Origin of the sequence: Streptomyces sp. NPDC005820, from assembly GCF_040630255.1 — a bacterium.
GTDB lineage: Bacteria > Actinomycetota > Actinomycetes > Streptomycetales > Streptomycetaceae > Streptomyces.
Window position 1 is genome coordinate 250,950 of the sequence record NZ_JBEXXE010000006.1, and the last position, 23,461, is coordinate 274,410.

25 protein-coding genes and 1 pseudogene are annotated in these 23,461 nt (G+C 71.8%); 13 read left to right on the forward strand and 13 right to left on the reverse strand.

The annotated features are described in order from the left end of the window. Position 1 precedes the first annotated feature (1 nt). The 4 genes from ABZ464_RS09925 to ABZ464_RS09940 form a co-directional block, all read right to left on the reverse strand. Positions 2 to 964, reverse strand: a complete 963-nt coding sequence (locus ABZ464_RS09925) for an electron transfer flavoprotein subunit alpha/FixB family protein (RefSeq protein ID WP_359273524.1) — start codon at positions 962 to 964, stop codon at positions 2 to 4. A gap of 52 nt (positions 965 to 1,016) precedes the next feature. Continuing rightward, the gene (locus ABZ464_RS09930; RefSeq protein ID WP_359273527.1) at positions 1,017 to 1,805 is read right to left on the reverse strand and encodes an electron transfer flavoprotein subunit beta/FixA family protein; all 789 of its coding nucleotides are present in this window, start codon (positions 1,803 to 1,805) and stop codon (positions 1,017 to 1,019) included. 218 nt (positions 1,806 to 2,023) lie between these two features. After that, positions 2,024 to 2,533, reverse strand: coding sequence for a flavin reductase family protein (locus tag ABZ464_RS09935; protein ID WP_359273530.1), 510 nt, complete (start codon positions 2,531 to 2,533; stop codon positions 2,024 to 2,026). A gap of 214 nt (positions 2,534 to 2,747) precedes the next feature. Continuing rightward, positions 2,748 to 3,161, reverse strand: a complete 414-nt coding sequence (locus tag ABZ464_RS09940) for a thioredoxin family protein (protein ID WP_359273533.1) — start codon at positions 3,159 to 3,161, stop codon at positions 2,748 to 2,750. Between the two features lie 75 nt (positions 3,162 to 3,236). On the opposite strand from ABZ464_RS09940, the gene ABZ464_RS09945 reads away from it, so the two are divergent. Together ABZ464_RS09945 and ABZ464_RS09950 are read left to right on the forward strand one after the other, a co-directional pair. Next, positions 3,237 to 3,653, forward strand: coding sequence for a DUF4395 domain-containing protein (locus ABZ464_RS09945; RefSeq protein ID WP_359273536.1), 417 nt, complete (start codon positions 3,237 to 3,239; stop codon positions 3,651 to 3,653). A gap of 187 nt (positions 3,654 to 3,840) precedes the next feature. Beyond that, complete coding sequence (locus tag ABZ464_RS09950) at positions 3,841 to 4,569, forward strand: lysophospholipid acyltransferase family protein (protein WP_359273539.1); 729 nt, start codon at positions 3,841 to 3,843, stop codon at positions 4,567 to 4,569. A gap of 18 nt (positions 4,570 to 4,587) precedes the next feature. On the opposite strand, the gene ABZ464_RS09955 is transcribed toward ABZ464_RS09950, so the two are convergent. The 4 genes from ABZ464_RS09955 to ABZ464_RS09970 all read right to left on the reverse strand — a co-directional run bounded on the left by ABZ464_RS09955 (position 4,588) and on the right by ABZ464_RS09970 (position 8,520). Next, the gene (locus ABZ464_RS09955) at positions 4,588 to 5,184 is read right to left on the reverse strand and encodes a transglutaminase domain-containing protein (protein WP_359273542.1); all 597 of its coding nucleotides are present in this window, start codon (positions 5,182 to 5,184) and stop codon (positions 4,588 to 4,590) included. Between the two features lie 89 nt (positions 5,185 to 5,273). Continuing rightward, entirely contained in the window at positions 5,274 to 6,344 is a 1,071-nt protein-coding gene (locus ABZ464_RS09960; protein ID WP_359273544.1) for a low specificity L-threonine aldolase, read from the reverse strand. Further along, positions 6,341 to 7,087 (reverse strand): SDR family NAD(P)-dependent oxidoreductase, encoded by a 747-nt coding sequence (locus ABZ464_RS09965; RefSeq protein ID WP_359273680.1) that lies wholly within the window; start codon positions 7,085 to 7,087, stop codon positions 6,341 to 6,343. The genes ABZ464_RS09960 and ABZ464_RS09965 overlap by 4 nt, the downstream gene beginning before the upstream one ends. A gap of 35 nt (positions 7,088 to 7,122) precedes the next feature. Continuing rightward, a complete protein-coding gene (locus ABZ464_RS09970) occupies positions 7,123 to 8,520 on the reverse strand; it encodes a DUF6421 family protein (RefSeq protein ID WP_359273548.1) in 1,398 nt (465 codons plus the stop codon). 259 nt (positions 8,521 to 8,779) lie between these two features. Between ABZ464_RS09970 and ABZ464_RS09975 the strand changes: the two genes are divergently transcribed. Continuing rightward, positions 8,780 to 9,463, forward strand: a complete 684-nt coding sequence (locus ABZ464_RS09975; protein ID WP_055637629.1) for a glycerophosphodiester phosphodiesterase family protein — start codon at positions 8,780 to 8,782, stop codon at positions 9,461 to 9,463. Positions 9,464 to 9,469: 6 nt separating this feature from the next. Here the strand turns inward: ABZ464_RS09975 and ABZ464_RS09980 are convergent, their stop codons facing one another. After that, positions 9,470 to 10,009, reverse strand: a complete 540-nt coding sequence (locus tag ABZ464_RS09980) for a GNAT family N-acetyltransferase (RefSeq protein WP_359273551.1) — start codon at positions 10,007 to 10,009, stop codon at positions 9,470 to 9,472. A gap of 111 nt (positions 10,010 to 10,120) precedes the next feature. On the opposite strand from ABZ464_RS09980, the gene ABZ464_RS09985 reads away from it, so the two are divergent. Beyond that, positions 10,121 to 10,513 carry a VOC family protein gene (locus tag ABZ464_RS09985; RefSeq protein ID WP_359273554.1) on the forward strand — a complete coding sequence of 131 codons (393 nt, stop codon included), beginning with the start codon at positions 10,121 to 10,123 and terminating at the stop codon, positions 10,511 to 10,513. A 207-nt stretch (positions 10,514 to 10,720) separates the two neighbouring features. Next, the gene (locus ABZ464_RS09990; RefSeq protein WP_359273557.1) at positions 10,721 to 11,485 is read left to right on the forward strand and encodes a VOC family protein; all 765 of its coding nucleotides are present in this window, start codon (positions 10,721 to 10,723) and stop codon (positions 11,483 to 11,485) included. A 40-nt stretch (positions 11,486 to 11,525) separates the two neighbouring features. Here the strand turns inward: ABZ464_RS09990 and ABZ464_RS09995 are convergent, their stop codons facing one another. Both ABZ464_RS09995 and ABZ464_RS10000 read right to left on the reverse strand, forming a co-directional pair. After that, positions 11,526 to 12,071, reverse strand: a complete 546-nt coding sequence (locus ABZ464_RS09995) for a MarR family transcriptional regulator (RefSeq protein ID WP_359273559.1) — start codon at positions 12,069 to 12,071, stop codon at positions 11,526 to 11,528. Next, positions 12,068 to 13,953, reverse strand: a pseudogene (locus ABZ464_RS10000) (FUSC family protein). The gene ABZ464_RS09995 and the pseudogene ABZ464_RS10000 overlap by 4 nt, the downstream one beginning before the upstream one ends. Before the next feature lie 222 nt (positions 13,954 to 14,175). Between ABZ464_RS10000 and ABZ464_RS10005 the strand changes: the two are divergent. The 6 genes from ABZ464_RS10005 (at position 14,176) to ABZ464_RS10030 (ending at position 19,024) form a co-directional block, all read left to right on the forward strand. After that, positions 14,176 to 14,823, forward strand: coding sequence for a DUF5134 domain-containing protein (locus ABZ464_RS10005; RefSeq protein ID WP_359273683.1), 648 nt, complete (start codon positions 14,176 to 14,178; stop codon positions 14,821 to 14,823). Between the two features lie 91 nt (positions 14,824 to 14,914). Further along, positions 14,915 to 15,850: a M56 family metallopeptidase gene (locus tag ABZ464_RS10010; protein ID WP_359273562.1), complete on the forward strand. Its 936-nt coding sequence runs from the start codon at positions 14,915 to 14,917 to the stop codon at positions 15,848 to 15,850. A 224-nt stretch (positions 15,851 to 16,074) separates the two neighbouring features. After that, entirely contained in the window at positions 16,075 to 16,746 is a 672-nt protein-coding gene (locus ABZ464_RS10015; protein WP_359273565.1) for a phosphatase PAP2 family protein, read from the forward strand. Beyond that, complete coding sequence (locus ABZ464_RS10020) at positions 16,743 to 17,255, forward strand: hypothetical protein (RefSeq protein ID WP_359273568.1); 513 nt, start codon at positions 16,743 to 16,745, stop codon at positions 17,253 to 17,255. The genes ABZ464_RS10015 and ABZ464_RS10020 overlap by 4 nt, the downstream gene beginning before the upstream one ends. A gap of 10 nt (positions 17,256 to 17,265) precedes the next feature. Then, complete coding sequence (locus ABZ464_RS10025; RefSeq protein WP_359273571.1) at positions 17,266 to 17,979, forward strand: HAD-IA family hydrolase; 714 nt, start codon at positions 17,266 to 17,268, stop codon at positions 17,977 to 17,979. Positions 17,980 to 18,349: 370 nt separating this feature from the next. Next, positions 18,350 to 19,024: a helix-turn-helix domain-containing protein gene (locus ABZ464_RS10030; RefSeq protein WP_359273574.1), complete on the forward strand. Its 675-nt coding sequence runs from the start codon at positions 18,350 to 18,352 to the stop codon at positions 19,022 to 19,024. On the opposite strand, the gene ABZ464_RS10035 is transcribed toward ABZ464_RS10030, so the two are convergent. Further along, the gene (locus tag ABZ464_RS10035) at positions 19,012 to 20,514 is read right to left on the reverse strand and encodes a hypothetical protein (RefSeq protein WP_359273577.1); all 1,503 of its coding nucleotides are present in this window, start codon (positions 20,512 to 20,514) and stop codon (positions 19,012 to 19,014) included. The two genes, ABZ464_RS10030 and ABZ464_RS10035, sit on opposite strands and share 13 nt — an antisense overlap. A gap of 200 nt (positions 20,515 to 20,714) precedes the next feature. Between ABZ464_RS10035 and ABZ464_RS10040 the strand changes: the two genes are divergently transcribed. Further along, positions 20,715 to 21,353, forward strand: a complete 639-nt coding sequence (locus ABZ464_RS10040; protein WP_359273580.1) for a DUF305 domain-containing protein — start codon at positions 20,715 to 20,717, stop codon at positions 21,351 to 21,353. Between the two features lie 21 nt (positions 21,354 to 21,374). Here ABZ464_RS10040 and ABZ464_RS10045 read toward each other — a convergent pair whose 3' ends face one another. Next, on the reverse strand, positions 21,375 to 21,851 hold the full coding sequence (locus ABZ464_RS10045; protein WP_359273583.1) for a DUF6214 family protein: 477 nt from the start codon (positions 21,849 to 21,851) through the stop codon (positions 21,375 to 21,377). A 212-nt stretch (positions 21,852 to 22,063) separates the two neighbouring features. Between ABZ464_RS10045 and ABZ464_RS10050 the strand changes: the two genes are divergently transcribed. Beyond that, the gene (locus ABZ464_RS10050) at positions 22,064 to 23,422 is read left to right on the forward strand and encodes an FAD-dependent oxidoreductase (protein ID WP_359273586.1); all 1,359 of its coding nucleotides are present in this window, start codon (positions 22,064 to 22,066) and stop codon (positions 23,420 to 23,422) included. Positions 23,423 to 23,461: the final 39 nt, after the last annotated feature.

Consider the following 23,461-nt stretch of genomic DNA (forward strand, 5'->3'; position numbering starts at 1 on the left):
ATCAGCCCTTGCGGGCCTTGATCTCCTCGGTGAGCTGCGGGACGACGTCGAAGAGGTCGCCGACGATGCCGTAGTCGACGAGGTCGAAGATCGGGGCCTCGGCGTCCTTGTTGACGGCCACGATGGTCTTCGAGGTCTGCATGCCGGCGCGGTGCTGGATGGCACCGGAGATGCCGTTGGCGATGTAGAGCTGCGGCGAGACGGACTTGCCGGTCTGGCCGACCTGGTTGGTGTGCGGGTACCAGCCGGCGTCGACGGCGGCGCGCGAGGCGCCGACGGCCGCGCCCAGGGAGTCGGCGAGCGCCTCGATGATCGCGAAGTTCTCCGCGCCGTTGACGCCACGACCGCCGGAGACGACGATCGCGGCCTCGGTCAGCTCCGGACGCCCGGTCGACTCGCGCGGGGTGCGGCCGGTGACCTTGGTACCGGTGGCCTGCGCGGAGAAAGTGACGGCGAGGGCCTCGACCGCGCCGGCGGCCGGAGCGGCCTCGACGGCGGCACTGTTGGGCTTGACGGTGATGACCGGGGTGCCCTTGGCGATACGGGACTTGGTGGTGAAGGACGCGGCGAACACCGACTGGGTGGCCACCGGGCCCTCGTCGCCGGCCTCGAGGTCGACGGCGTCGGTGATGATGCCGGAGCCGATGCGCAGCGCCAGACGGGCGGCGATCTCCTTGCCCTCGGCGGAGGAGGGGACCAGCACGGCGGCCGGGGAGACGGCGGCGACGGCGGCCTGCAGCGCGTCCACCTTCGGTACGACGAGGTAGTCGGCGTACTCGGACGCGTCGTGGGTGAGGACGCGGGTCGCGCCGTGCTCGGCGAGCGCGGCGGCGGTGTTCTCCGCACCGGCGCCGAGCGCGACGGCGACGGGCTCGCCGATCCGGCGGGCCAGCGTCAGCAGCTCCAGGGTCGGCTTGCGGACGGCACCGTCCACGTGGTCGACGTAGACGAGGACTTCAGCCATGGGATTGCTCTCCTGCGAAACGAAGTTGAGGGGGCGGTCGGCGTGTCGAGCCTTAGATGAACTTCTGGCTCGCGAGGTACTCGGCGAGCTGCTTGCCGCCCTCGCCCTCGTCCTTGACGATCGTGCCGGCGGTGCGGGCCGGGCGCGCGGAGGCGTCCTCGACCTTGGTCCAGGCGCCGTCCAGGCCGACCTCCTCCGCCTCGATGTCGAGGTCGGACAGGTCCCAGGCGGCGACCGGCTTCTTCTTGGCCGCCATGATGCCCTTGAAGGACGGGTAACGGGCCTCGCCCGACTGGTCGGTGACCGACACGACCGCCGGGAGCGACGCCTCGAGCTGCTCGCTCGCGGCGTCGCCGTCGCGGCGGCCCTTGACCGTGCCGTCCTCGACCGAGACCTCGGAGAGCAGGGTGACCTGCGGGACGCCCAGCCGCTCGGCGAGCAGGGCCGGGACGATGCCGGCGGTGCCGTCGGTGGAGGCCATGCCGGAGATCACCAGGTCGTAGCCGGCCTTCTCGATCGCCTTGGCCAGCACCAGCGAGGTGCCGATGGCGTCGGTGCCGTGCAGGTCGTCGTCCTCGACGTGGATCGCCTTGTCCGCGCCCATCGACAGCGCCTTGCGCAGCGCGTCCTTGGCGTCCTCCGGGCCCACCGTGAGAACGGTGATCTCCACGTCGTCGTCGGAGTTCTCGGAGATCTGCAGCGCCTGCTCGACCGCGTACTCGTCGAGCTCGGAGAGCAGGCCGTCCACGTCGTCCCGGTCGACGGTCAGGTCATCGGCGAAGTGCCGGTCGCCAGTGGCGTCGGGCACGTACTTCACAGTGACAACGATCCTCAAGCTCACGCCGGCTCTCCTACTGCATCGTCAGTTCTCGGCTGCCTTCTTTCAGGCAGCATAGGCGCCACAAGCGGCCGATCCCGATCGGGGCGGCCCGCGCTCCGAACGAAATATTACTCGTCAGTACACCCAGTTCCTGCCCGCTAAGCAAGCGCTTTGAACTGTGACCTCTGCAACGCAGCGTAACCGGAACTCGACGGCTTCGCAGGAGAGCCGGACAGTGATCAATCCCGCAGAGCGGTGAACCGGCCCTGGTGGTAGAGCAGCGGCCGGCCCGCGCCCGCCGGGTCGCCCAGGATCACCTCGGCCAGCACGATCCGGTGATCGCCGGCGGGAACGCGGGCGACGACCCGGCAGACCAGCCAGGCGAGGACGTCGTCGAGGACGGGGACACCCTCGGGGCCCTCGCGCCAGGCGGTGGGCGCGCCGAAGCGGTCGGCGCCGCTGCGGGCGAAGGTGGCGGCCAGCTCCTGCTGGTGGTCGCCGAGCAGATGCACACCCACGTGCTCCGCCCGGGATATCGCGGGCCAGCTGGAGGCGCCCGTGCCGACGCCGAAGGAGAGCATCGGGGGTTCGGCGGAGACGGAGGTGAGGGAGGTGGCGGTGAAGCCGACCGGGCCGGTGGCACCCGGAGCGGTGATCACGGCGACTCCGGCGGCGTGCCGCCGGAAGACGGAGCGCAGGAGGTCGGGGGAGGCGAGCTGGGCGGTGCCGAGGTCGAGCGAGGCCGTCATGGAGTTGTCGTCCTTCTGGAGGGAGCGGCGGCGGGAAGGTCCGGGGGCGGTCAAAGGCCCGGACAGCGCGCGCTCGCGGTACGGACCAGGTCGACGTGGACCCGTCCGTGGAGAAGGAGTTCCTCAGGCATGTGGTCAGGCTGACGATGGGTGGCGTGTCCAGTCAAGTACGTTCCGGAAACTGGAAGGTGCCTGGGCATCACCTGGTGGCGGGTCACACGGCCTCCCCCAGAGCGGCGATCACGTCGGCCTTTCGGGGCTGTCCGGTGGCGCGGCGCACGATCCGGCCGTCGGCGTCGAGGACCAGGACGGTGGGGGTCTTGAGGATGTCGAGCTCGCGGACGAGGTCCAGGTGGTCCTCGGCGTCGATCTCGATGTGGGCAACCCCGGGGACCATGTCCGCGACTTCGCCGAGGACGCGGCGGGTGGCCCGGCAGGGGGCGCAGAAGGCGCTGGAGAACTGCACGAGCGTGGCCCGCTCCCCCAGTTCGCCGCCGAGCCGGTCGGATCCGAGCCGCTTTCCGTCGTCGCGCCCGCGCACGCGCACCCTCCCGCTCCGCCGCCGCTGCAGCACTCCGTAGGCGCTCGCCGCCGCGAGCACCGTCACGCACACCACCAGTCCGGTCACCAGCTGCTCCAGCGTTCATGAGACTGCAAAGATTCCCCGCACCAAGAATCGTTTCTTCTGAGGAATGCTCGATCCATGGACATCGATGTGAGGGGCCCGCGCCTCGGGGCCGCCGTCACGACCGTAGTACTGGCGGTCGTTCTGGTGACCGGCAGCGTGTGGCTGCTGGCCTGGCAGACGCTGGCGTTCGCACTGGGCGCCGCGGGCGGGGTGGGGCGTTCGCCGTACGGCTGGGTTTTCCGCAGGGTCGTACGGCCGCGGATCGGGCCGCCGACGGAGTTCGAGTCGCCGGAGCCGCCGCGGTTCGCGCAGGCGGTGGGGCTGGTCTTCGCCGGCGTGGGGCTGGTGGGCCTGGCGCTGGGGCCCGGCTGGCTGGGGCTCGCGGCGACCGGTGCGGCGCTCGCGGCGGCCTTCCTCAATGCCGCTTTCGGGTACTGCCTGGGGTGCGAGTTGTACCTGCTGGTGCGGCGGGTGACGGCGGGCGCGCAGTAAAGGCGGCTTAAAAGGCCGAGGTGGATCACGGGGGCGGAGTGACGAGGATCTCGTCGTGCACGGGCACGGGGACTGGCCCCCCGGCCGTTCTTCGGGCACGATCTGCGAGATGCCGTAAACCTACGGCTGCGTAACTTTGCCCGAGGGGGAATCCCTTCCCGGGTAGAAGGAAGGGTCCGCGCCGCCCATGGCAGAGCTTGTCTACCGTCCCGCCGTCGGCCTCGCCCTGACGTTGTTCAAGGCCTGGGATCTGAAGATCGACTGCAAGGGGTCGGAGAACATCCCGCGCACGGGCGGCGCCGTGCTGGTGAGCAATCACATCAGTTACCTCGACTTCATCTTCGACGGTCTGGCCGCGCTCCCGCAGAAACGTCTCGTTCGGTTCATGGCGAAGGAGTCCGTCTTCCGCCACAAGATCTCCGGTCCGCTGATGCGCGGGATGAAGCACATCCCGGTGGACCGCAACCAGGGCGAGGCGGCCTACCAGCACGCCCTGGCCTCGTTGCGCTCGGGCGAGATCGTCGGGGTCTTCCCCGAGGCGACCATCTCCCAGTCGTTCACGCTGAAGAGCTTCAAGTCGGGTGCGGCGCGGCTCGCGCAGGAGGCGGGCGTCCCGCTGATCCCGATGGCGGTGTGGGGGACGCAGCGGTTGTGGACGAAGGGCCACCCGCGCAACTTCAAGCGCAGCCACACCCCGATCACCATCCGCGTCGGTGAGGCGATCGAGGCGTCCAAGGACAAGTACGCGGGCGCGATCACCCGTCAGCTGCGCGAGCGCGTCCAGGAGCTGCTGGAGGCCGCCCAGCGCGCCTATCCGGTCCGCCCGAAGGACGCGAACGACACCTGGTGGATGCCGGCGCACCTGGGCGGTACGGCGCCCACGCCGGAGCAGGTGCGGGAGACCGAGGCCCACTGACGCGGGCCGGGAGGCGCCTCAGGTCAGCTCGGCCGGAAGCGTCTCCCACAGGTGCGCCCGGTCCGGGGCGGCCTTGAGCGCGTCCAGCACCGCCGGGTGCGGTGCCGCGTACAGCGTCGGACAGTCCAGCTCGCCCGCCTCCGGATCCGGGAGGAAGGCGAGCTGTTCGCCGTCCAGGGAGAATCGCGCGTCCACTCCCGGTTTGTTGCCCCGCGGGTCCTGACGGTGCCAGGCGCCGTGGAAGCGTACGGCGACCAGTCCGTGCACACAGTGGCCCGCACCGGTGTCGTGCCTGAGGCGCTGGTAGCACAGCGCCGTGGGGATGTCCTCGGCCCGCAGCAGCGCGGCGAGGGCGTGGGCCTTGGCGTAGCAGATGCCCGTGGCCTGCTCCAGCACGTCGGAGGCGCGCCAGGTGACGCGCGGGTCGCCGGAGTCGTACGAGTGGGGAATCGTGTCCCGCACGAACTCGAAGGCCAGGCGCGCATAGACATACGAGTCCATGGCGTCCTTGGCGAGCCGTGCGGCGGTCTCCCGGACGAGCGGGTGATGGTGGTCGATGACCTCGTCGGCTGCCAGATAAGCGGACAGGTCGGGGTTCTCCTGGATCAGCTCCATGATCGGAGAGCATAGAAACGCGACCACCCGAGCGTCAATGATTTTTCGGGTGGCCGCATATCTATGCATGAAGCCCTGCCGGGCCGGCGTCAGTGCGCCATCTCCTCCTTGACCGCCGCGACGAACGCGTCGACGTCCTCCTCGGTGATGTCGAAGGCGCACATCCAGCGCACGACGCCCGCGGACTCGTCCCAGAAGTAGAAGCGGAACCGCTTCTGCAGCCGCAGGCTCACCTCGTGCGGCAGCCGGGCGAAGACACCGTTGGCCTGGACCGGGTGGATGATCTCCACGCCGTGCACCGCGCGCACACCCTCGGCGAGCCGCTGGGCCATCTCGTTGGCGTGCCGGGCGTTGCGCAGCCACAGGTCCTTGGCGAGCAGTGCTTCCAGCTGCACCGAGACGAACCGCATCTTCGAGGCGAGCTGCATGGACAGCTTGCGCAGATGCTTCATGCGGCGGACGGCATCCTGGTTGAGGACGACGACCGCCTCGCCGAACAGAGCGCCGTTCTTCGTCCCGCCGAGGGAGAGGATGTCGACGCCGACCGCGTTGGTGAAGGTCCGCATCGGGACGTCCAGGGAGGCGGCCGCGTTGGCTATGCGGGATCCGTCCAGGTGCACCTTCATGCCGTGCGCGTGGGCGTGGGTGCAGATCGCGCGGATCTCGTCCGGTGCGTAGAGGGTGCCGAGCTCCGTGCTCTGGGTGATCGAGACGACCTGCGGCATCGCGCGGTGCTCGTCCTCCCAGCCCCAGGCCTGCCGGTCGATCAGTTCCGGGGTGAGCTTTCCGTCGGGCGTGGGGACGGTGAGCAGCTTCAGGCCGCCCATCCGCTCCGGAGCACCGCCCTCGTCGACGTTGATATGGGCGCTCTCGGCGCAGATCACCGCTCCCCAGCGGTCGGTGACCGCCTGGAGCGCGACGACGTTGGCGCCGGTGCCGTTGAAGACCGGGAACGCCTCGGCCGTGGGGCCGAAGTGGCTGCGGACGATCCGCTGGAGGTTCTCCGTGTAGTCGTCCTCCCCGTAGGCGACCTGGTGGCCGCCGTTGGCCAGGGCCAGGGCGGCCATCACCTCCGGGTGGGCCCCGGCGTAGTTGTCGCTGGCGAATCCCCGGATGTCCGGGTCGTGATGGCGGCGGGCGTCGGTCTTCGGGGGGTTCACGGCTTCTCGGTGAGCCACAGACGCTGTCCGTTCACTTCGGGGGCGGGCTTCTCCCAGACCCCGGCGATCGCCTCGGCGAGGTCGGTGACATCGGTGAAGCCCGCGAACTTCGCGTTGGGCCGGTCCGCGCGCATCGCGTCGTGCACCAGCGCCTTCACCACCAGGATGGCAGCCGCGGAGGTGGGTCCGGCGGCACCCCCGGCCTTGTGGAAGGCGTCCGCGAGCGCGAGCGTCCAGGCCTCGGCTGCCGCCTTGGCCGCGGCGTAGGCGGCGTTGCCCGCGGTGGGCTTCGAGGCGCCGGCCGCGCTGATCAGCACATACCGCCCGCGCTCGCTGCGCTGCAGGCCCTCGAAGAACGCCAGTGACGTGTGCTGGACGGTCTTGACGAGCAGCAGTTCGAGGAGGTCCCAGTCGTCCAGGCTGGTCTTGACGAACGTCTCGCTGCCGCGCCAGCCGCCGACGAGGTGGACCAGTCCGTCGACGCGGCCGAAGTCCTTCTCGACGCGGGTGGCCCACTCGCGGGTGGAGTTGAGGTCGAGCAGATCGACGGTGTCGCCGGTGACGGTGGCGCCGCCGGCCTCGTAGCGGGCGTGGTCGACGGCCTCCGCCAGGCGCTCGGGGTCGTTGTCCGAGCCGACGACGGTCGCGCCCGCGCGGGCGAGCCGGAGCAGTGCCGCACGGCCGGCGGGTCCGCCCGCGCCGGCCACCGCGATCACCGCACCGTTGAGAGCGCCGTTCCCCATCCTTGCCTCCTGCTGAGCGGTGTCCGTACGGTCGCTCACGCGGCGACCCTCTCGGCGCCGTCCGCCGTGATGCCCTTGGTGGAGGCGATCACGTTCTTCAGCTTCTTGGACAGTGCCTCATAGAACATGCTCAGCGGAAACTCGTCCGGAAGCACGTCATCCACGAGTTTGCGCGGCGGCTGCGTCAGATCCAGGGCGTCGGGGCCCTTGGCCCAGCGGGAGCCCGGGTGCGGGGAGAGGTAGGCGGAGACCAGCTCGTAGCCGGCGAACCAGTGGACGAGCTTCGGGCGGTCGATGCCGTCGCGGTACAGCTTCTCGATCTCGCCGCACAGCTCGTTGGTGACCTGCGGGGCGCGCTGCCAGTCGATGTGCAGCTTGTTGTCGGTCCAGCGGACGACGCCGTGCTGGTGGAGGTAGGCGAAGAGCAGCTGGCCGCCGAGGCCGTCGTAGTTGCGGACGCGCTCGCCGGTGACCGGGAAGCGGAACATACGGTCGAAGAGGACCGCGTACTGCACGTCACGGGCCTGCGGGACGCCGTCGGCCTCGAGCTTCACGGCCTCCTTGAAGGCGGTGAGGTCGCAGCGCAGCTCCTCCAGGCCGTACATCCAGAACGGCTGGCGCTGCTTGATCATGAACGGGTCGAAGGGCAGGTCGCCGTGGCTGTGGGTGCGGTCGTGGACCATGTCCCACAGGACGAAGGCCTCCTCGCAGCGCTTCTGGTCGTGGACCATGGCGGCGATGTCCTCGGGGAGCTCCAGGCCCAGGATGCCGACGGCGGCGTCGGTGACCCGGCGGAAGCGGGCGGCCTCGCGGTCGCAGAAGATGCCACCCCAGGAGAAACGTTCCGGCGCCTCACGGACGGCGATGGTCTCGGGGAAGAGCACGGCCGAGTTGGTGTCGTAGCCGGAGGTGAAGTCCTCGAACTTGATGCCGCAGAACAGCGGGTTGTCGTAGCGGGTGCGCTCCAGTTCGGCCAGCCAGTCGGGCCAGACCATACGCAGCACGACCGCCTCGAGGTTGCGGTCCGGGTTGCCGTTCTGCGTGTACATCGGGAAGACGACCAGGTGCTGCAGTCCGTCGGCGCGGTTCGCGGCGGGCTGGAAGGCCAGCAGCGAGTCGAGGAAGTCCGGCACCTCGAAGCCGCCGTCGGCCCAGCGCCGCAGGTCCTCGACCAGGGCCCGGTGGTAGTGGGCGTCGTGCGGGAGCAGCGGGGACAGCGTGCCGACCGCGTCGATCACGTCCTGCACGGCCCGCTCGGCCTCGGCGCGCCCGGGCGCGTCCACGGCGGTGAAGTCGACCGATCCGTCCTTGGACTGCCAGGGGCGGATCCGCTCCACGGCACCCTTGAGCACGGGCCACGCCGGGTGCTCCACCACCCTGCCGCCGGGAGGAACCCGCTCCCCCGTCGCCGCCTGCACAAGAATTTCCGTCATGCCCCATCCTCCACGGGAGAACCTCACGTAAGGACACCGTATGCATACGAGGTTTCCTCCAGCAAGTGGGGCCACGGGAAATTATCCTGCGCACCCACAGTTTCACGTGAGTTTTTCCTGTCCGACACCGGAGGAGTGACTGGTTCCGTTCAGAGTGGGTACACGAGGCACCCCACGGCATCTACACGTGTCCATGACGAGCCCGGGCCGTTAGGCTGCGGATCTGCGCACCCGCTCGTCGACGGAAGCGAGTCCCGTCTTGAACTTCGTCACCATCGGTCATCGCGGTGTCATGGGTGTCGAGCCCGAGAACACCCTCCGCTCCTTCGTCGCCGCCGAGGAAGCCGGCCTCGATGTGATCGAACTCGATCTGCATCTGAGCAAGGACGGCGCCCTGGTGGTCATGCACGATCCGGATGTGGACCGTACGACCGACGGGACCGGGCCCATCGCCGACCAGACCCTCGCGGAGCTCAAGACCCTCGACGCGGGGCGCGGGGAACGGGTGCCGGTGTTCGAGGAGGTCCTGGACGCCGTGACGCTGCCGCTGCAGGCCGAGATCAAGGACGTGCAGGCGGCGCGGGCGCTGGCCGAGGTGCTGCGCGACCGGGACCTGGTGGGCCGGGTGGAGGTGTCCTCGTTCCACGACGAGGCGGTGGCCGAGATGGCCCGGCTGGTCCCCGGCGTGCGCACCGCGCTGATCGGCAGCCGCTTCGGCCTCGACATCGTTTCCCGGGCCGCGGACGCCGGGGCCACGACCGTGTGTCTGAACCTGCGGCGCCTCACCCTGGAGATCGTCGAGGAGGCCCGCAGACGGGATCTGCGGATCATCGGCTGGGTCGTCAACACCCAGTACCAGCTGCGGCTGGTGCGCGCGCTGGAGCTGGACGGGGCGACCACCGACTACCCGGAGATCAGGCGCACGGGGCGCTTCACGGCCTGAGCGGTGTCAGGACAGCGGCTTGACCAGCAGCTCGAACTGCAGGTCGGCACGGCGCGGGATGCCGACGCGCTCGTCGCCGTAGGGGAAGGGCGTCATCCGTCCGGTGCGGCGGTAGCCGCGGCGCTCGTACCAGGCGATGAGGTCGTCGCGTACGGAGATCACCGTCATGTGCATCTCGGCGGCGCCCCAGCCTTCCCGGGCCTGCCGCTCGGCCTCGGCGAGGACGATCCTGCCGAGGCCGCCGCCCTGGGCCGTGGGGCTGACCGCGAACATGCCGAAGTAGGCGTGGTCGCCGCGGTGTTCGAGCTGGCAGCAGGCGACGATCCGGCCGTCCCGCTCGACCGTGAGCACCCGTCCGTCGGCCGACCCGATGATCTCCAGGACACCCTGGGGGTCGGTGCGCGGCCCCTCGAGGATGTCGGCCTCCGTGGTCCAGCCCGCCCGGCTGGACTCCCCGCGGTAGGCGGACTCGACCAGCGCGACCAGCTCGTCCACATCGGCGTCGGTGGCGTCACGGAAGGTGGGGGCGGTGGCGGCGGTGTCCATGCGGGCGGTCTCCGGTGTGTGGCGCGGCTGGGACTCGGACGAGCGTATCCGCACCGCCGCCCGGCCCGTCCGGCCGCCCGCCTCGGCGGCCGGCGGCTAGGCTCCCCACGCATGGTGCATGTACTCAGCAGTAGGGTCCTCCTCCGCCCCACCGACCCCGAGCGCTCGCGTGCCTTCTACGGCGAGCAGCTCGGCCTGGCGGTCTACCGCGAGTTCGGTACGGGGCCGGAGCGCGGGGTCGTCTACTTCCTCGGCGGCGGTTTCCTGGAGCTCTCCGGGCGCTCCCAGACGCCGCCGGAGCCTGCCGTACGGCTGTGGTTGCAGGTCGCGGACGTGACGGCGGCGTACGAGGAGCTGCGGGCGAAGGGGGTCGCCGTGGTGCGGGCGCCGGTGAAGGAGCCGTGGGGGCTGGTGGAGATGTGGATCGAGGATCCGGACGGGACGCCGATCGTGGTGGTGGAGGTGCCGGCGGATCATCCGATCAGGTATCGGCCGGGGCTGTAGAGGCTGCCTGCCGACTCGGTTCGCGCCCGCCGAGGGCGAGTGCGGGTGCGTTGGGGCTGGTCGCGCCCACGCGGCGGAGCCGCATGTCGGCTGGGGCCCCGCATCCCCAGGGGTTCCCGACATCTTCTGTCGAAAGCTGAGCGGATGCCAGGGCGCGGAGGCGGGCTTAGCGTGCTGGAGGGGTCCCCTTTTTCTGGAAGGAACGCCATGAAGCTCGACGCGCCCGTGCCCGGCGGGCCCTGCTGGGCCGAGCTGGGGACCAGTGATCCGGAGGCGGCGAAGCGGTTCTACGCGGAGCTGTTCGGCTGGCGTGCGGAGACGGATCCGCGGCAGGAGGCCGGCGGGTACACCGTCGCGCATCTCGGCGAGGCGGCCGTCGCCGCACTGACCCCCCTGTACCAGAAGGCGCAGCCGTGCGCCTGGAACGTGTCCTTCGCGGTGACCGACGCCGATGTCAGCGCACGGCTGGTGACCGAGGCCGGCGGCAAGGTGCTGGTGGGCCCGATGGACATCTTCGACGTGGGCCGTTTCGTGGTCGCCCTCGACCCGGGCGGGGCCGCGTTCCAGCTGTGGCAGGCGCGGGCCTTTCCGGGCGCGGGGCTGTTCAACGCGCCCGGCTCGCTCGGCTGGGTGGAGCTGCTGACCCGCGACCCGGACCGGGCGGAGACCTTCTACACCACTGTCTTCGGCTGGACCGTGAGCTCGTCGGAGAACTATCTGCAGTGGGGGGTCGGCGGCGCCGACTTCGGCGGCATGATCAGGATGGACGAGAAGTTCCCGCCCGAGGTGCCGCCGCACTGGCTGCCGTACTTCGCGGTGGCCGATGTGGACGCCTCCACGGCCACGGCGACCGCAGCGGGCGGCACCGCGCCGATGGAGCCCACGTCCGTGCCCGACGGCCCGCGGATCGCCGTACTGCGGGATCCGCAGGGCGCGGTGTTCGGGGTGTACCGGGCGGGGGACGAAGGGTGAACTCCGCTGAACTCCGCTGCACGAAGAGCTGGTTGACGCCTCAGGCCCGGAGCGTGCTTACGTGCCCTTCCAGGCGGCTCAGCAACTCACCCAGCAGCCCGGCCAGTTCGCCCTGGCGGTCGCCGTCGAGCGCGGACAGCACCGCCCGCTCGTAGGCGAGTTGCTCGGGGAGGACGGCGTCCACGAGATCGCGGCCGGCGTCCGTGAGGCGCAGGTGGGCGACGCGGCGGTCGCGGGTGTCGCCCCGGCGTTCCACCAGGCCGCGTTCGGTGAGCTGCTTGAGGCGTTTGGTGACGGCGGCGCCGGAGGAGAAGGTCTCCCGGGCCAGGTCGCCGGGGGTCAGTTCATGGCCGGTGCGGCGCAGCGCGCCGAGCAGGTCGAACTCCGGGCGGCTCAGGCCCGCCCGGCGCAGCGGCGCGTCCTCGGCCTGCTGGAGCAGGGCGGCGCAGCGGTTGACGCGGCCGATGATCTCCATGGGCCCGGTGTCGAGATCGGGCCGCACGGCCTGCCACTGCCCCACCACCGCCGCGACGGTGTCCCTCCCCGCCCCGTCCCCGGCCACCGCTGGTCCCCGCGTCGCCGTCATCGCCGTACGCCCTCCGCTCTCGTGGTCGCGTCCCGGCCCGGGAGCAGCCCCCGGTGCCGTACCGTCGCGGCGAGCGTACGGTGTCCGGACCGCTCGGCCGCCACGACCCGCTCCTCGGGCAGGGCGCGCCGCCACCACTCGCCGGACGCGGCGTCGGCGGCGGCCCGCAGATCCACCAGCGCGGCGGCGAGGGCGCGGCGGGCGGACTCCAGGGCCGCGGCGGGGGCGGGCTCGGGCTGCGCCAGGAGGCGCGTGGCGCGGTCACGGGCCTCCGCAACGGCCGTCAGGGCCTGTTCCAGGCGGGCGCCGGAGCGGCGGTTGGTGACGGCGAGCGCGGCGGCGAAGCCGACGGCCGCGCCGACGAGGGTGTCCACCAGCCGCTCGGTCATCAGCCGGCCCGCGTCCTGGTCGTGGGCGAACTCGGTGATGAGCAGGGCCATCGGGATCACACAGACGCTGCCGAGCCAGTAGTTGCGGCTGATCAGCGCCTCCGCGCCGAAGTTGAGGGCGAGGCAGACCAGGACCAGGGCCGCCTGGTGGAGGTGGGCGAGGGGGACGAGCGCGGCGAAGGCGAGGACGCCGACGAGATTGCCGACGACGCGCTGGACGGCGCGGTTCCAGGTGAGGGTGATGTTCGCCTGGTAGAGGGACGCGGCGGTGACCAGGGCCCAGTAGGGGCGGCCGATGCCGAGGGCGAGGGAGACGTATCCGGCGAGGGCGCAGCCGAGGGCGGTGCGGGCCGCGAGGGGGGCGAGCGGGCCCAGCCGGTGCCACAACGACGGTGGTGCGGTGGCGGGTTCGGCGTCGATGCCGAGGAGTTCGTCGTCGTCCGGCAGGTCGTCGGGGCGGGGGACCGGGCCGGTGCCGCGCAGCGCGCGGGCCCAGGTGCGCAGGCGTTCCGGGTCGGTGTCGGCGGGGGCGGCGAGGGCGGTCTCGGCACGGACGAGGAGCCGTTCCAGGGCGCGACGGGTGTCCTTGCCGTGGCCGGCGGGCCGCGGGCCCGGGGTGCGGGGCGCTAGTGCCGCGGCAGGCAACGTTTGCCCGTCAAGGAGCGGCGTCCGGTGCGTGCTCTGGGGGTCCCCCCTCTGGGGGAGTGCCGGCCGGAAGCCCTCGTACTGGACGTACTTGGGCTTTCGGCCGGTGCGGTGAGAGTGCGTGCCGGGCGCCGCGACGGGGCAAACGTTGCCTGCCGCGGCACTAGCAGGGTCTGCCGGGCCGCGTGGACGGCGGCGGCAGCGGCGGCGCGGGCGCGGGCCCCGGCGGGGCCGTGCGGCGGCGCCGCGGGCGTCCCCGTTCCCTGGGCGGCGACGTACACGGCGGCCGTGCGCAGGGCGTGGGCGGTGGCCCGGCGCTCCGGGCCGTGCGGGCGCAGCAGTCCCGGTGCCATGCCGATCATCCAGGACCAGGCGCCCGCGGCCAGTGCCAGGCCCAGATGGCCGGGGACCTGGCCGAGGGTCTGCGGTGTGAACAGCGCGGCAGAGCTGACGAAGGTGAGGACGACGTGGGCGGGCGGTCCGAGGCGGGTCGCGTCACAGAGCGTCTTCTGGGCGGCGGCCAGCAGCGCGCCGACGGTGACCAGGAGGACCGGGTTCGCGGTGAGCGAGGCCGCCAGGAGCGCCAGGGCCAGGCCGCCGGTCATGCCCAGGACCACCAGGGCGAGGACCCGGGCGCGGGCGGCGTAGGGGCGGTTGTGGGCGTACAGGGCGCACAGGGATCCCGCCATGGTGTACGCCGCCAGGTCGAGCCGGCCTAGGGCCAGCAGGATCAGGTTCGGCGGGGCGACCGCGGCGACCACGCTCAGGGCGGGCTTGAACCAGATGTCGGAGGGACGGCCGAGGCGCAGCACGCCGGCCAGCGGGAGGCGGGGTCCGGGCATGCTCATCAATTTAGCATGTGTTTTACTCGTGAAAGATCAGTCGGAGCCAGGGGCCGCTCGGAGAGCCGCGGGCGGACCGGGCACCCCGGACGGGGTGCCATATGCGCCGGGCAATCGCTCACCCAGTGTGCTCCCCCGCATGCTCCCCGTGTACATCGTTGCGCCGCGTGCGCGCCGCGTCCCGTGGGCATCGCAACTCTCGACACGACCGTCGAGCGGGAGGTGCGCGTGCACGGACCTACTTCGCCCGGCTGGCTGCTGGTCACGCTGTGTGCGGCGACCGGCGCCTACTGTCTGCTGCGGATGCGCAGCCGTGTCGAGGAGCAGCGCAGAGCCGCCGGCGGCGAGGCGCTGATGGGGTTCGGGATGGCGGTGATGGCGGTGCCCCCGGGGGTGTTCACCCCGCCCCCGTGGGCCTGGCCGGCCCATGCGACGGTCTTCGGCGCGGCCACGCTGCGGGCCCTGTGGGCGGCTCGTACGCACACCCACCATCTGCATCACCTGGTCGGCACCTCCGCCATGGTCTACATGGCGGTCACCATGGCCCTCGCGCCGCCCCACGCACATGCCCACGGTGCGGCGGCCTCCGGCGTCCCGCTCCTCACGGGCGCACTGCTGGTCTACTTCACCGGATACGTCCTCCTCTCGGGGGCACGACTGCTGCCGGTGGCCGGCGCGGCCGTCACCGTCGGGGCCGGTCGGACCAGTGGGGCCGGTGAGGTCGGTGGGGCTGATGGGACTGGTGGGACCGATGGAGCCGCGAGGGCGCCCTCGTCCGCCGGGGGCGCCGTCGGCTGGAGCGACCGCCCCGAGCTGGCGCGGGCGTGCCGGCTGTCGATGGGGATCGGGATGGTGGCGATGCTGCTGGCGATGTGATCCCCGGCTGACCCAACTCGGCCGTGGCCTGCGTCACTTTGCCGGGAGAAGCCGTACCCCCGGGCGGTGCACCGCTCATAGGGTGCTGCTCATGATGGTCCCCGCGGTCCTGCTGCTGCTCGGCGCCCTGACCGCGGTCGGGGCGCCCCGGCTGCTCGCCCGGGCCGACTGGCCGGACCGGGAACCCGTGGTCGCGCTGTGGGCCTGGCAGTGCGTGGTGGCGGCGGTCCTGCTGTGCTGTGCGCTGTCGATGACGCTGAGCGCGGCGGCGGCCTGGCAGGCGGTACGAGGTCATGTCTTCGCGCCGGCGCCGCGGGCGGTCGTGGAGGCCTACGCCCTGGGTCCGACCGGCCCTTGGGCGGCGGCCACCGCGGTGGCGCTGGCCAGTGCCGGGCTGTGGAGCGGGGCGATGCTGGTACGGGAGGTGGCGCGCGCCCGGACCCGCAGCCGGGTCCGGCGGACCGAACTGCGCCTGCGCGCACCGCTGTTGCCGGGTGAGGAGCCGGCGGCGGGGCGGCTCGTCGTCCTGGAGGGCGAGCGGCCCGATGCCTGGTGGCTGTCGGGGGCCGCGCCCCAACTCGTCGTCACCACGGCCGCGTTGCAGCGCCTGGAGGGGCGTCAGCTGGACGCTCTGCTCGCGCACGAGCAGGGGCACGCGCAGGCCCGGCACCACTGGCTGCTGCACTCGTCGTCCGCGCTGGCGACCGGGTTTCCGCAGGTGCCGGTGTTCGCGGCGTTCCGCGACGAGATGCACCGGCTGGTGGAACTGGCCGCCGACGACATGGCCTCCCGCCGGTTCGGCCGGCTGACCACCGCGCTGGCGCTGGTCGAGCTCAACGAGGACCGCGGGGTGTTCGGCCCCTCCCCCACCCCGCAGGCCCACGTCCCGCAGCGGGTGCACCGCCTCCTCACACCCCCGGACCGACTCCCCGCGGCCCGCAGACTGCGCCTGACGGCGGCGGCCTCACTGGTGCCGGTGATCCCGGTGCTGGTGGCACTGGCACCGGGGCTGCGGGCACTGGGCTGAGGCGGGGGCGGGCCGCCCGGTTGGGCGGAGGCCGGGACGCCAGGCTGGGCGGAAGCCGGGACGCCAGGCTGAGTGAAAGCCGGACCGCAGGCGCCGGCCTGAGGGTTGGCGTCGCCGTACACCCCACGCCGTACACCCACACGTCACCTCGCGGAAACCCCAGGGCCGGGCTCCGCGACACCCCGCATTGGCCTCTCACCCCATGGGTCGGCGAGGATCGCATCATGCACACCCGGTCCGTCGACTCCCCACCCCGTCCGCCGGCCCAGCACACGGCCGCCCGCCTCGCCACGGCTCTCGGCCTGTGCTCGGCCGCCCTTCTCCTCCTGGTCGCGACCGCGTGGCACCCGCTGATGTCCGTCGACGGCGACCTCTCCCGTACGACCCACCGCTGGGCCCTGGCCGACCCCGACGTCACCCAGGCCTGCCGCATCCTCACGGACTGGGTGTGGGATCCGGTGACAATGCGACTGCTGGGGGCCGCGGTGGCGGTGTGGCTGGTGTGGCGGTACGCGGCCTGGTGGACGGCGGGCTGGCTGGTGGTGACGTCGGCGGTGGGGACGCTGGTCCAGCAGGGCCTGAAGGCGGCGGTGGACCGGGACCGCCCGGTATGGCCCGACCCCGTCGACTCCGCCCACTACCAGGCGTATCCCTCCGGCCACGCCCTGACCGCCACGGTGGTCCTGGGTCTCCTCCTGTGGGTCCTGCACCGCCACGGCGTGAGCCGCCCGGTATGGCGTACGGCCGTGACGGTGGCGGTCGTCTCCGTGATCGGCGTGGGCCTGACCCGGATCTGGCTGGGCGTCCACTGGCCCTCGGACGTCCTCGGCGGCTGGCTCCTGGGCGCCCTGCTGGTGACCGTGGCCATCATGGCGCACCGCCACCGGCAGCCATGAGCGTGCCGCCGTATCCCTACGTAGGGCCGGAGGACATCCGGCGGGCCGTCGCACCGGGCGCCGAGGGACACGTCGTGGGCGGCCTCGCCGACCTGGCCGCGTTCGCGGTGGAGGACGGGGAGCCGTACACGTACGTCGTCGGGCTCGACGGACGGCTGCGTCTGGCCCCACGGCGCAGCGAGCACGTGGCCTGCGCGGGCGGTGGGGACGTGCTCGGCGCGGGCGAGATCTCGTTTCGTGGCACCGGGCGGGGCTGGGAGGTCCACGAGGTCAGCAACCAGTCCACCGGCTACTGCCCCGACCCCGACTGCTGGCCGGCGGTCGCCGCCGCCCTGGACCGGGCGGGTGTCGCACGGCCCGAGGGGTTCACGCACGCCCTGGTGTTCCGGCGGTGCGAGCGGTGCCGGGAGATCAATGTGGTGCGTGAAGGGGTGTACGTCTGCGTGTTCTGCGAGGAGGAGCTGCCCGTCGTGTGGAACGTGGCCCCGCGGGATCCCCGGGGTTCCTAGGATCGGGCGCATGACTGCCGTTCTGTTCGACTTCTCCGGGACCCTCTTCCGAATCGAGTCCGCCGAGGCCTGGTTGCGTGCCGTGCTGGAGGAGGCGGGGGTCGGGCTGCCGGAGGGCGAGGTGACCGCCACCGCGCGGGCGCTGGAGGTGGCCGGGGCGCTGCCGGGCGGGGCGGCTCCCGGGCGGGTGCCCGCGGAGATGGCCGGGGTGTGGCGGGTGCGGGACGAGAGTGCCGCCGCGCATCGGGCGGCGTACACCGGGCTGTCCCGTCAGGTGGTGCTGCCGGATGCGGGTCTGCACGACGCGCTGTACGACCGGCACATGACGCCGGCGGCCTGGGCGCCGTACCCCGACGCCCTCGATGTGCTGAGCGGGCTGCGGGAGTCGGGGGTCTCGGTGGGCGTGGTCAGCAACATCGGCTGGGATCTGCGGCCGGTGTTCCGCGAGCACGGGCTCGACCGGTTCGTCGACGCGTATGTGCTGTCGTACGAGCACGGGGTGCAGAAGCCGGACCCCCGGCTGTTCGCGGTGGCCTGCGAGGCGCTCGGGGTCGATCCGCGCGCGGTCCTGATGGTCGGGGACGACCGGCGGGCGGACGGCGGGGCGGCGACGCTGGGCTGCGCGGTGCACTTCGTGGACCATCTCCCGGCGGCCGACCGGCCGGACGGACTCCGGCCGGTCCTGAACCTGGTGAGCCGCGCCCGGGAGGCCGGGAACGGGTAGTCGGCCGACGACCTGGCAAACGGTGGCCCGACCGACACAGCCGACAGCCGTCCGGCGGACACCGGGAGCGGGCCGACGAACCGCGAGACGGTGGCCGACCCGCTACAAGCGTGACCCCGCCCGCCGCAAACATGACCCGCCCACCGCAAGGGCGACCCGCCCGCCGTAAAGGTGACCCGCCACGGAGACAGCCCCGCCGCGACACCACAGGTCGGTAGCCCGAGGCCACCATCGGGGTGGAGGCACGCCCACTCTGGACGATCCCCCGCGTCGCCCAGAGCGGGCGGCAGCCCGGACCCGCTCCGTGCGGAGCCGTCCGGGATGCGCTGAGTATAGTTGGCTGATAGCCAGTCAACGCAGGAGTTACAGGATGTCCCCGCGCAGCGCCTCGGTCAATGAAGAATTGCGGCGACGTTCGCGGGAGCGGCTGTTGCAGGCGGCCCTGGAGCTGGTGAGCGAGCGGGGATACGAGGCGACGACGCTCGGCGACATCGCGGACCGGGCCGGTGCGGCGCGCGGGCTGGTGTCCTACTACTTCCCCGGCAAGCGGCAGTTGGTGCAGTCGGCGGTGCACCGGCTGATGCACCGTACGCTGGAGGAGGCCCTGGAGCGGGAGCCGTGCACCGATGACGGCCGGGAGCGGATGGCGCGGGCCATCGACGCGATCCTCCGACTGGCCCGGGACCGTACGGTGCTGATGCGCCAGCACATGGCCGGACTGCTGCAGGCCGAGGGGTTCGTGCAGTGTCCTGAGCAGCAGCGGCTGGCCGAGCTACTGCGGGAGACCGCCGTCCGGCACGGCTCGCAGGACGTCGAGCACGACTATCCGATGCTGCGTTCCCAGCTCATGGGCGCCGTCTACGCGCTGGTGCTGCCCAACGTGCCTTTGCCACTGGCCACGTTGCGCGCGGAACTGTTCGAACGCTACCGGCTGGACTGGGAGTCGGGGGTCCCGCCGGGCGCGGAGGCGCCCGGCGGGAGGTGTGAGGCGGATCTGTCGCGCTACTTCGCGACGGAGCCGTCCGCCGGGGATCAGTCGAAGTAGTCCGGCTGGCTCTGGACGTTGAGCTCCCGCAGATGGATCCGCTTGGCCGGATCCGTGCGCCGGTCGCTGAGCTTCAGCACGTCGAAGCCCTTGGCGATGTCGTTGGAGTAGATGTAGCCGTTGTAGTAGTACGCCGACCACGCGCCGCCCACCGACAGCGCCGTCGTGCTCAGCGGGCCGCGCTCGAACCAGGCGATCTCCTTCGGGGCGGAGGAGTCGGTGAAGTCCCAGACCGAGACGCCGCCCTGGTACCAGGCCTGGACCATGATGTCCTTGCCCTTGACCGGGATCAGCGAGCCGTTGTGGGCGACGCAGTTCTCGGTGTCCGCCTGGTGGCGGGGGATCTTGTAGTAGCTGCGGAAGACGAGCTTGCGCTTGTCGCCCTTGCCGACGATGTCGTAGATGCCGTCGGCGCCGCGGTTCGGGCCGATCGCCGCGTTGCAGGTGGCCGCTCCGCCGCCGCCCAACTCGTCGGTGAAGACGACCTTGTTCGCCTTCTGGTTGAAGGTCGCCGAGTGCCAGAACGCGAAGTTCACGTTGTCCTGGACCTGGTCGATGACCTTGGGGTTCTCCGGGTCCTTGATCGAGAAGAGAATGCCGTCGCCCATGCAGGCGCCGGCCGCGAGGTCCTTCTCCGGGAGCACGGTGATGTCGTGGCAGCCGGTGGTCTTGGACACGCCCGGGTTGGTGGGCGAGCCGGGGTTGCCGCCGCCGTCCGGGCCCTCGCCCGGGAAGAGGACGGGGAAGTTCACGACCGCCGCCGTCTCGGGCGCCTTGCGCGGCACCTTGATCACGGAGATGCCGTCGTGCGGGGGCCGGCAGTCGGGGTAGGTGGCGCTGGGCGAGTACGACGAGACGTAGATGTAGACGTTCTTGCGCTCGGGCACCAGGGTGTGGGTGTGCGAGCCGCAGGCGGTCTCGACGGCGGCGACGTACTTCGGGTTCTTCTTGTCGCTGATGTCGAAGACCTTCATGCCCTCCCAGGAGGACTTCTCGGTCGCGGGCTGCGTGGTGCTGTTGCAACTGCTGTCGCTGCGCGAGGAGTCGGTGGAGAGGAAGAGCAGGTCGCCGGAGACGGAGATGTCGTTCTGCGAGCCGGGGCAGAGCACCTGCGAGACGGTCTTCGGGGCCTTCGGGTTGCTGATGTCGAAGATGCGGAAGCCGTCGTAGTTGCCGGCGAAGGCGTACTTCCCCTGGAAGGCGAGGTCCGAATTGATGCCGGACAGCGCGTCCTTGGGGATGTTGGTGAGGTGCTCGACGTTGTCGGAGTGGACGATCTCGTCCTGTCCGGGTATCTCGCCGTCGGCGATCGCCGCGGCGGCCTCGGCCTGGGCGCTTCTGGAGATCCCGCGCTCCGCGGCCGGCGCGTCCCCCGGGTCGGGGGTGGCGGCGGCCGGGACCGCCGTGAGCAACGCGGCCAGGAGCCCGGTACAGGCAGCGGTAACGCCCAGCCGTCTGCGCCGCGTTCGGGGATCGTTCAACAGGGTCACTGCGTCCTCCCTCGTTTCCGTTCCTGTGGAACGGTTCACGGTCCCCTGAAGTATCGTCTTCATCATGCACATATCAAAGGCTGGCAACGTACTCGTAATGATTCCTTCCGGTCATTGATGCGAAGATCCCAAGGGCGACTCGCAGCAGAGCCGGAAATGGAAGGTCCAGGTCCGCAACCCCCTTGCTCCAGGAGGTCGTTGTGCCCCACCGCCGCGCATTCCTCACCGCCACGGCCGCGCTGCTCGTGCTCGCCCTCGCGGGCTGCGACTCCGGTACGCAGGACAAGTCGGCCGCGGCGAGCGGCCCTTCGGTGATCGCGCCGGGCAGGCCGGGCGAGGGGAACCGGACGCTCTCCGCCCAGGAGGCGGCCGAGCAGCGGGCCGAGGACGACACCCCCAACTCGGCGGACGTGTCGTACGCCCGGATGATGATCCTGCACCACGCCCAGGCCCTGGAGATGACCGAACTCGTCCCGGAGCGGGCCGAGTCGGCCGACGTCAAGCGCCTGGCGCTGCGCATCGCGGCCGCGCAGGGGCCGGAGATCGAGGCCATGAAGGCCTGGCTCGGGTCCTACGACAAGGCCGAGACCGGTGGTGCGCACGAGCACACCACGATGCCCGGCATGGCGAGCGCGGCCCAGCTGAAGAAGCTGCGCGCGGCGCGCGGCACGTCCTTCGACGCCCTCTTCCTCAGCCTGATGATCACGCATCACGAGGGGGCGATCACCATGGCCACCGAGGTCAAGGCGCAGGGCAACAACCTGCGGATCGAGGAGATGGCGGACGACGTCGTGGCCCAGCAGACGAGCGAGATCGCCCGGATGCAGCAGATGCGGTGAGCGAGCCCCGGGGCGCGGCGCCTACCGTTTGGCGTGACGCGGTGTCAGATAGCCCGCGTCCCGCGCCTGGGCGATCAGGCGCAGGGACCTGCGGCGGCTGTGCCCTGTCGCGCACATCACCGCGAGGACGGGGTCCACGCCCTCCCGCTGGGCCGCGCGGTACTCCTGGGCGACCAGCCGACACCCCTCGCCCCCGCGCGGCCAGGCCGGGCGGGCGCGCCGGGGACCGTCCGGCCAGGCGGTGATCTCCCGGGTCTCCGCCTCCGCGCCGCCCGCGCACGCGTCGAAGAGCGGACCCTCGATCCAGTCCGCGAGCTCCGTCAGATCGACGAGGGAGAGGGGCGGCCGGGCGTGGACGTCCTCGATGGAGACGCTCCCCTCGGACACCACGGCCAGCAGGTCCACACCGGCCCCGTCGGCGAAGGCGAGCCGGACGTCGAACCAGGTCACGGTGGATTCGCCGCTCTCCCGCACCTCCCAGGCCGGCCACACGGACACGGTCCCGTCCTCTGCGGAACGATCGGAGAGATTAAGGAAAGATGCTTCTAGCACACACGCAACGTAACCGCATGATCACTTTCCATACGAACGGACACGCACACGGGTCGGAGTGACGGCACCCTGTCAGCGGAGCATTCTCGGTGCGATGCTGGAGGCACCAGCGATCTCCTCCGTCGCACGGGTGAGTCGTGCGGGTAAGGAGTCACGCCGTGCTGCGTGTCGCCGTCGTCGGTTCCGGGCCCAGCGGGGTCTACACCGCCCAGAGCCTCGTCCAGCAGGATCCCGAGGTGCGCGTCGACGTCCTGGACCGGCTGCCGTGCCCGTACGGCCTGGTGCGGTACGGCGTGGCCCCCGACCACGAGAAGATCAAGTCGCTCCAGGGGAACCTGCGGACGGTGCTGGAGCACGAGCGGGTGCGGTTCCTCGGCGGGGTCGAGATCGGCGCGGGCGGGGTGCCGGTCGCCCGGCTGCGCGAGCTGTACCACGCGGTGGTGTACTGCGTGGGTGCGGCGGCCGACCGCCGGCTGGGTATCCCGGGCGAGGAGCTGCCCGGCAGTTGGTCGGCCACGGAGTTCGTCTCCTGGTACAGCGCGCATCCGGACGCGGCCGGCGAGGGCTTCGTACGGGGTGTCCGCTCGGCGGCGGTGGTCGGGGTGGGGAACGTGGCGGTGGACGTCACCCGGATCCTGGCGCGCGGCGCGGCCGAGCTGAGCCCCACCGACATGCCTCAGGCGGCACTGACCGCGCTGGCCGCGAGCGGGGTCACGGACCTCCACATGGTGGGCCGGCGGGGCCCCTCCCAGGCCCGCTTCACCACCAAGGAGCTGCGGGAACTCGGCGCGCTGCCGGACACGGACGTGCTGGTGGACGAGGCGGAGCTGGCGCTCGACCCGGCGTACGGCGATCCGTCCGGGCTGCCGGCGGCCCAGCGCCGCAATGTGGAGGTGCTGCGCGGCTGGACGGCTCTGCCGTCGCGGGACGTACGGCGGCGGATCCGGCTCCGCTTCTTCCTGCGGCCGGTCGAACTGCTCGCCGTCGGGGGCCGGGTGGGCGGGGTGCGGTTCGAGCGGACCGTACCCGACGGCCGGGGCGGGGTGACGGGCACGGGTCGCTACGAGGAGGTCGAGGCGCAGTTGGTGCTGCGGTCGGTCGGCTATCGCGGGGTCGCGCTGGAGGGGCTGCCGTTCGACGCCGCGCGGGGCACGGTGCCGCATACGGCGGGGCGGGTGGTGCGCGCGGGCGCGGTGGCGCCGGGCGAGTACGTGGCGGGGTGGATCAAGCGGGGCCCGACCGGGGTGATCGGCACCAACCGGCCGTGCGCGAAGGAGACGGTGGCCTCCTTGCTGGAGGATGCCTCCCGGCTCGTACGGACGCCGGTGCCGGAGGATGCGCTGCCGCCGCTGAGGGCGGCGGGGGCCGAGCCGGTCGGGTGGCAGGGGTGGCTGGCGATCGAGCGGGCCGAGGCGGAGCTCGGGGCGTCGCTGGGGCGGGGCGTGGTGAAACTGCCGGACTGGGCGGCGTTGCGGACGGCCGCGGGCCGGGCAGAGACCGCTGACGATTGCACGTAGCGGCAACACCCCGGAAATCAACAATCTGTTCAAGCCCCG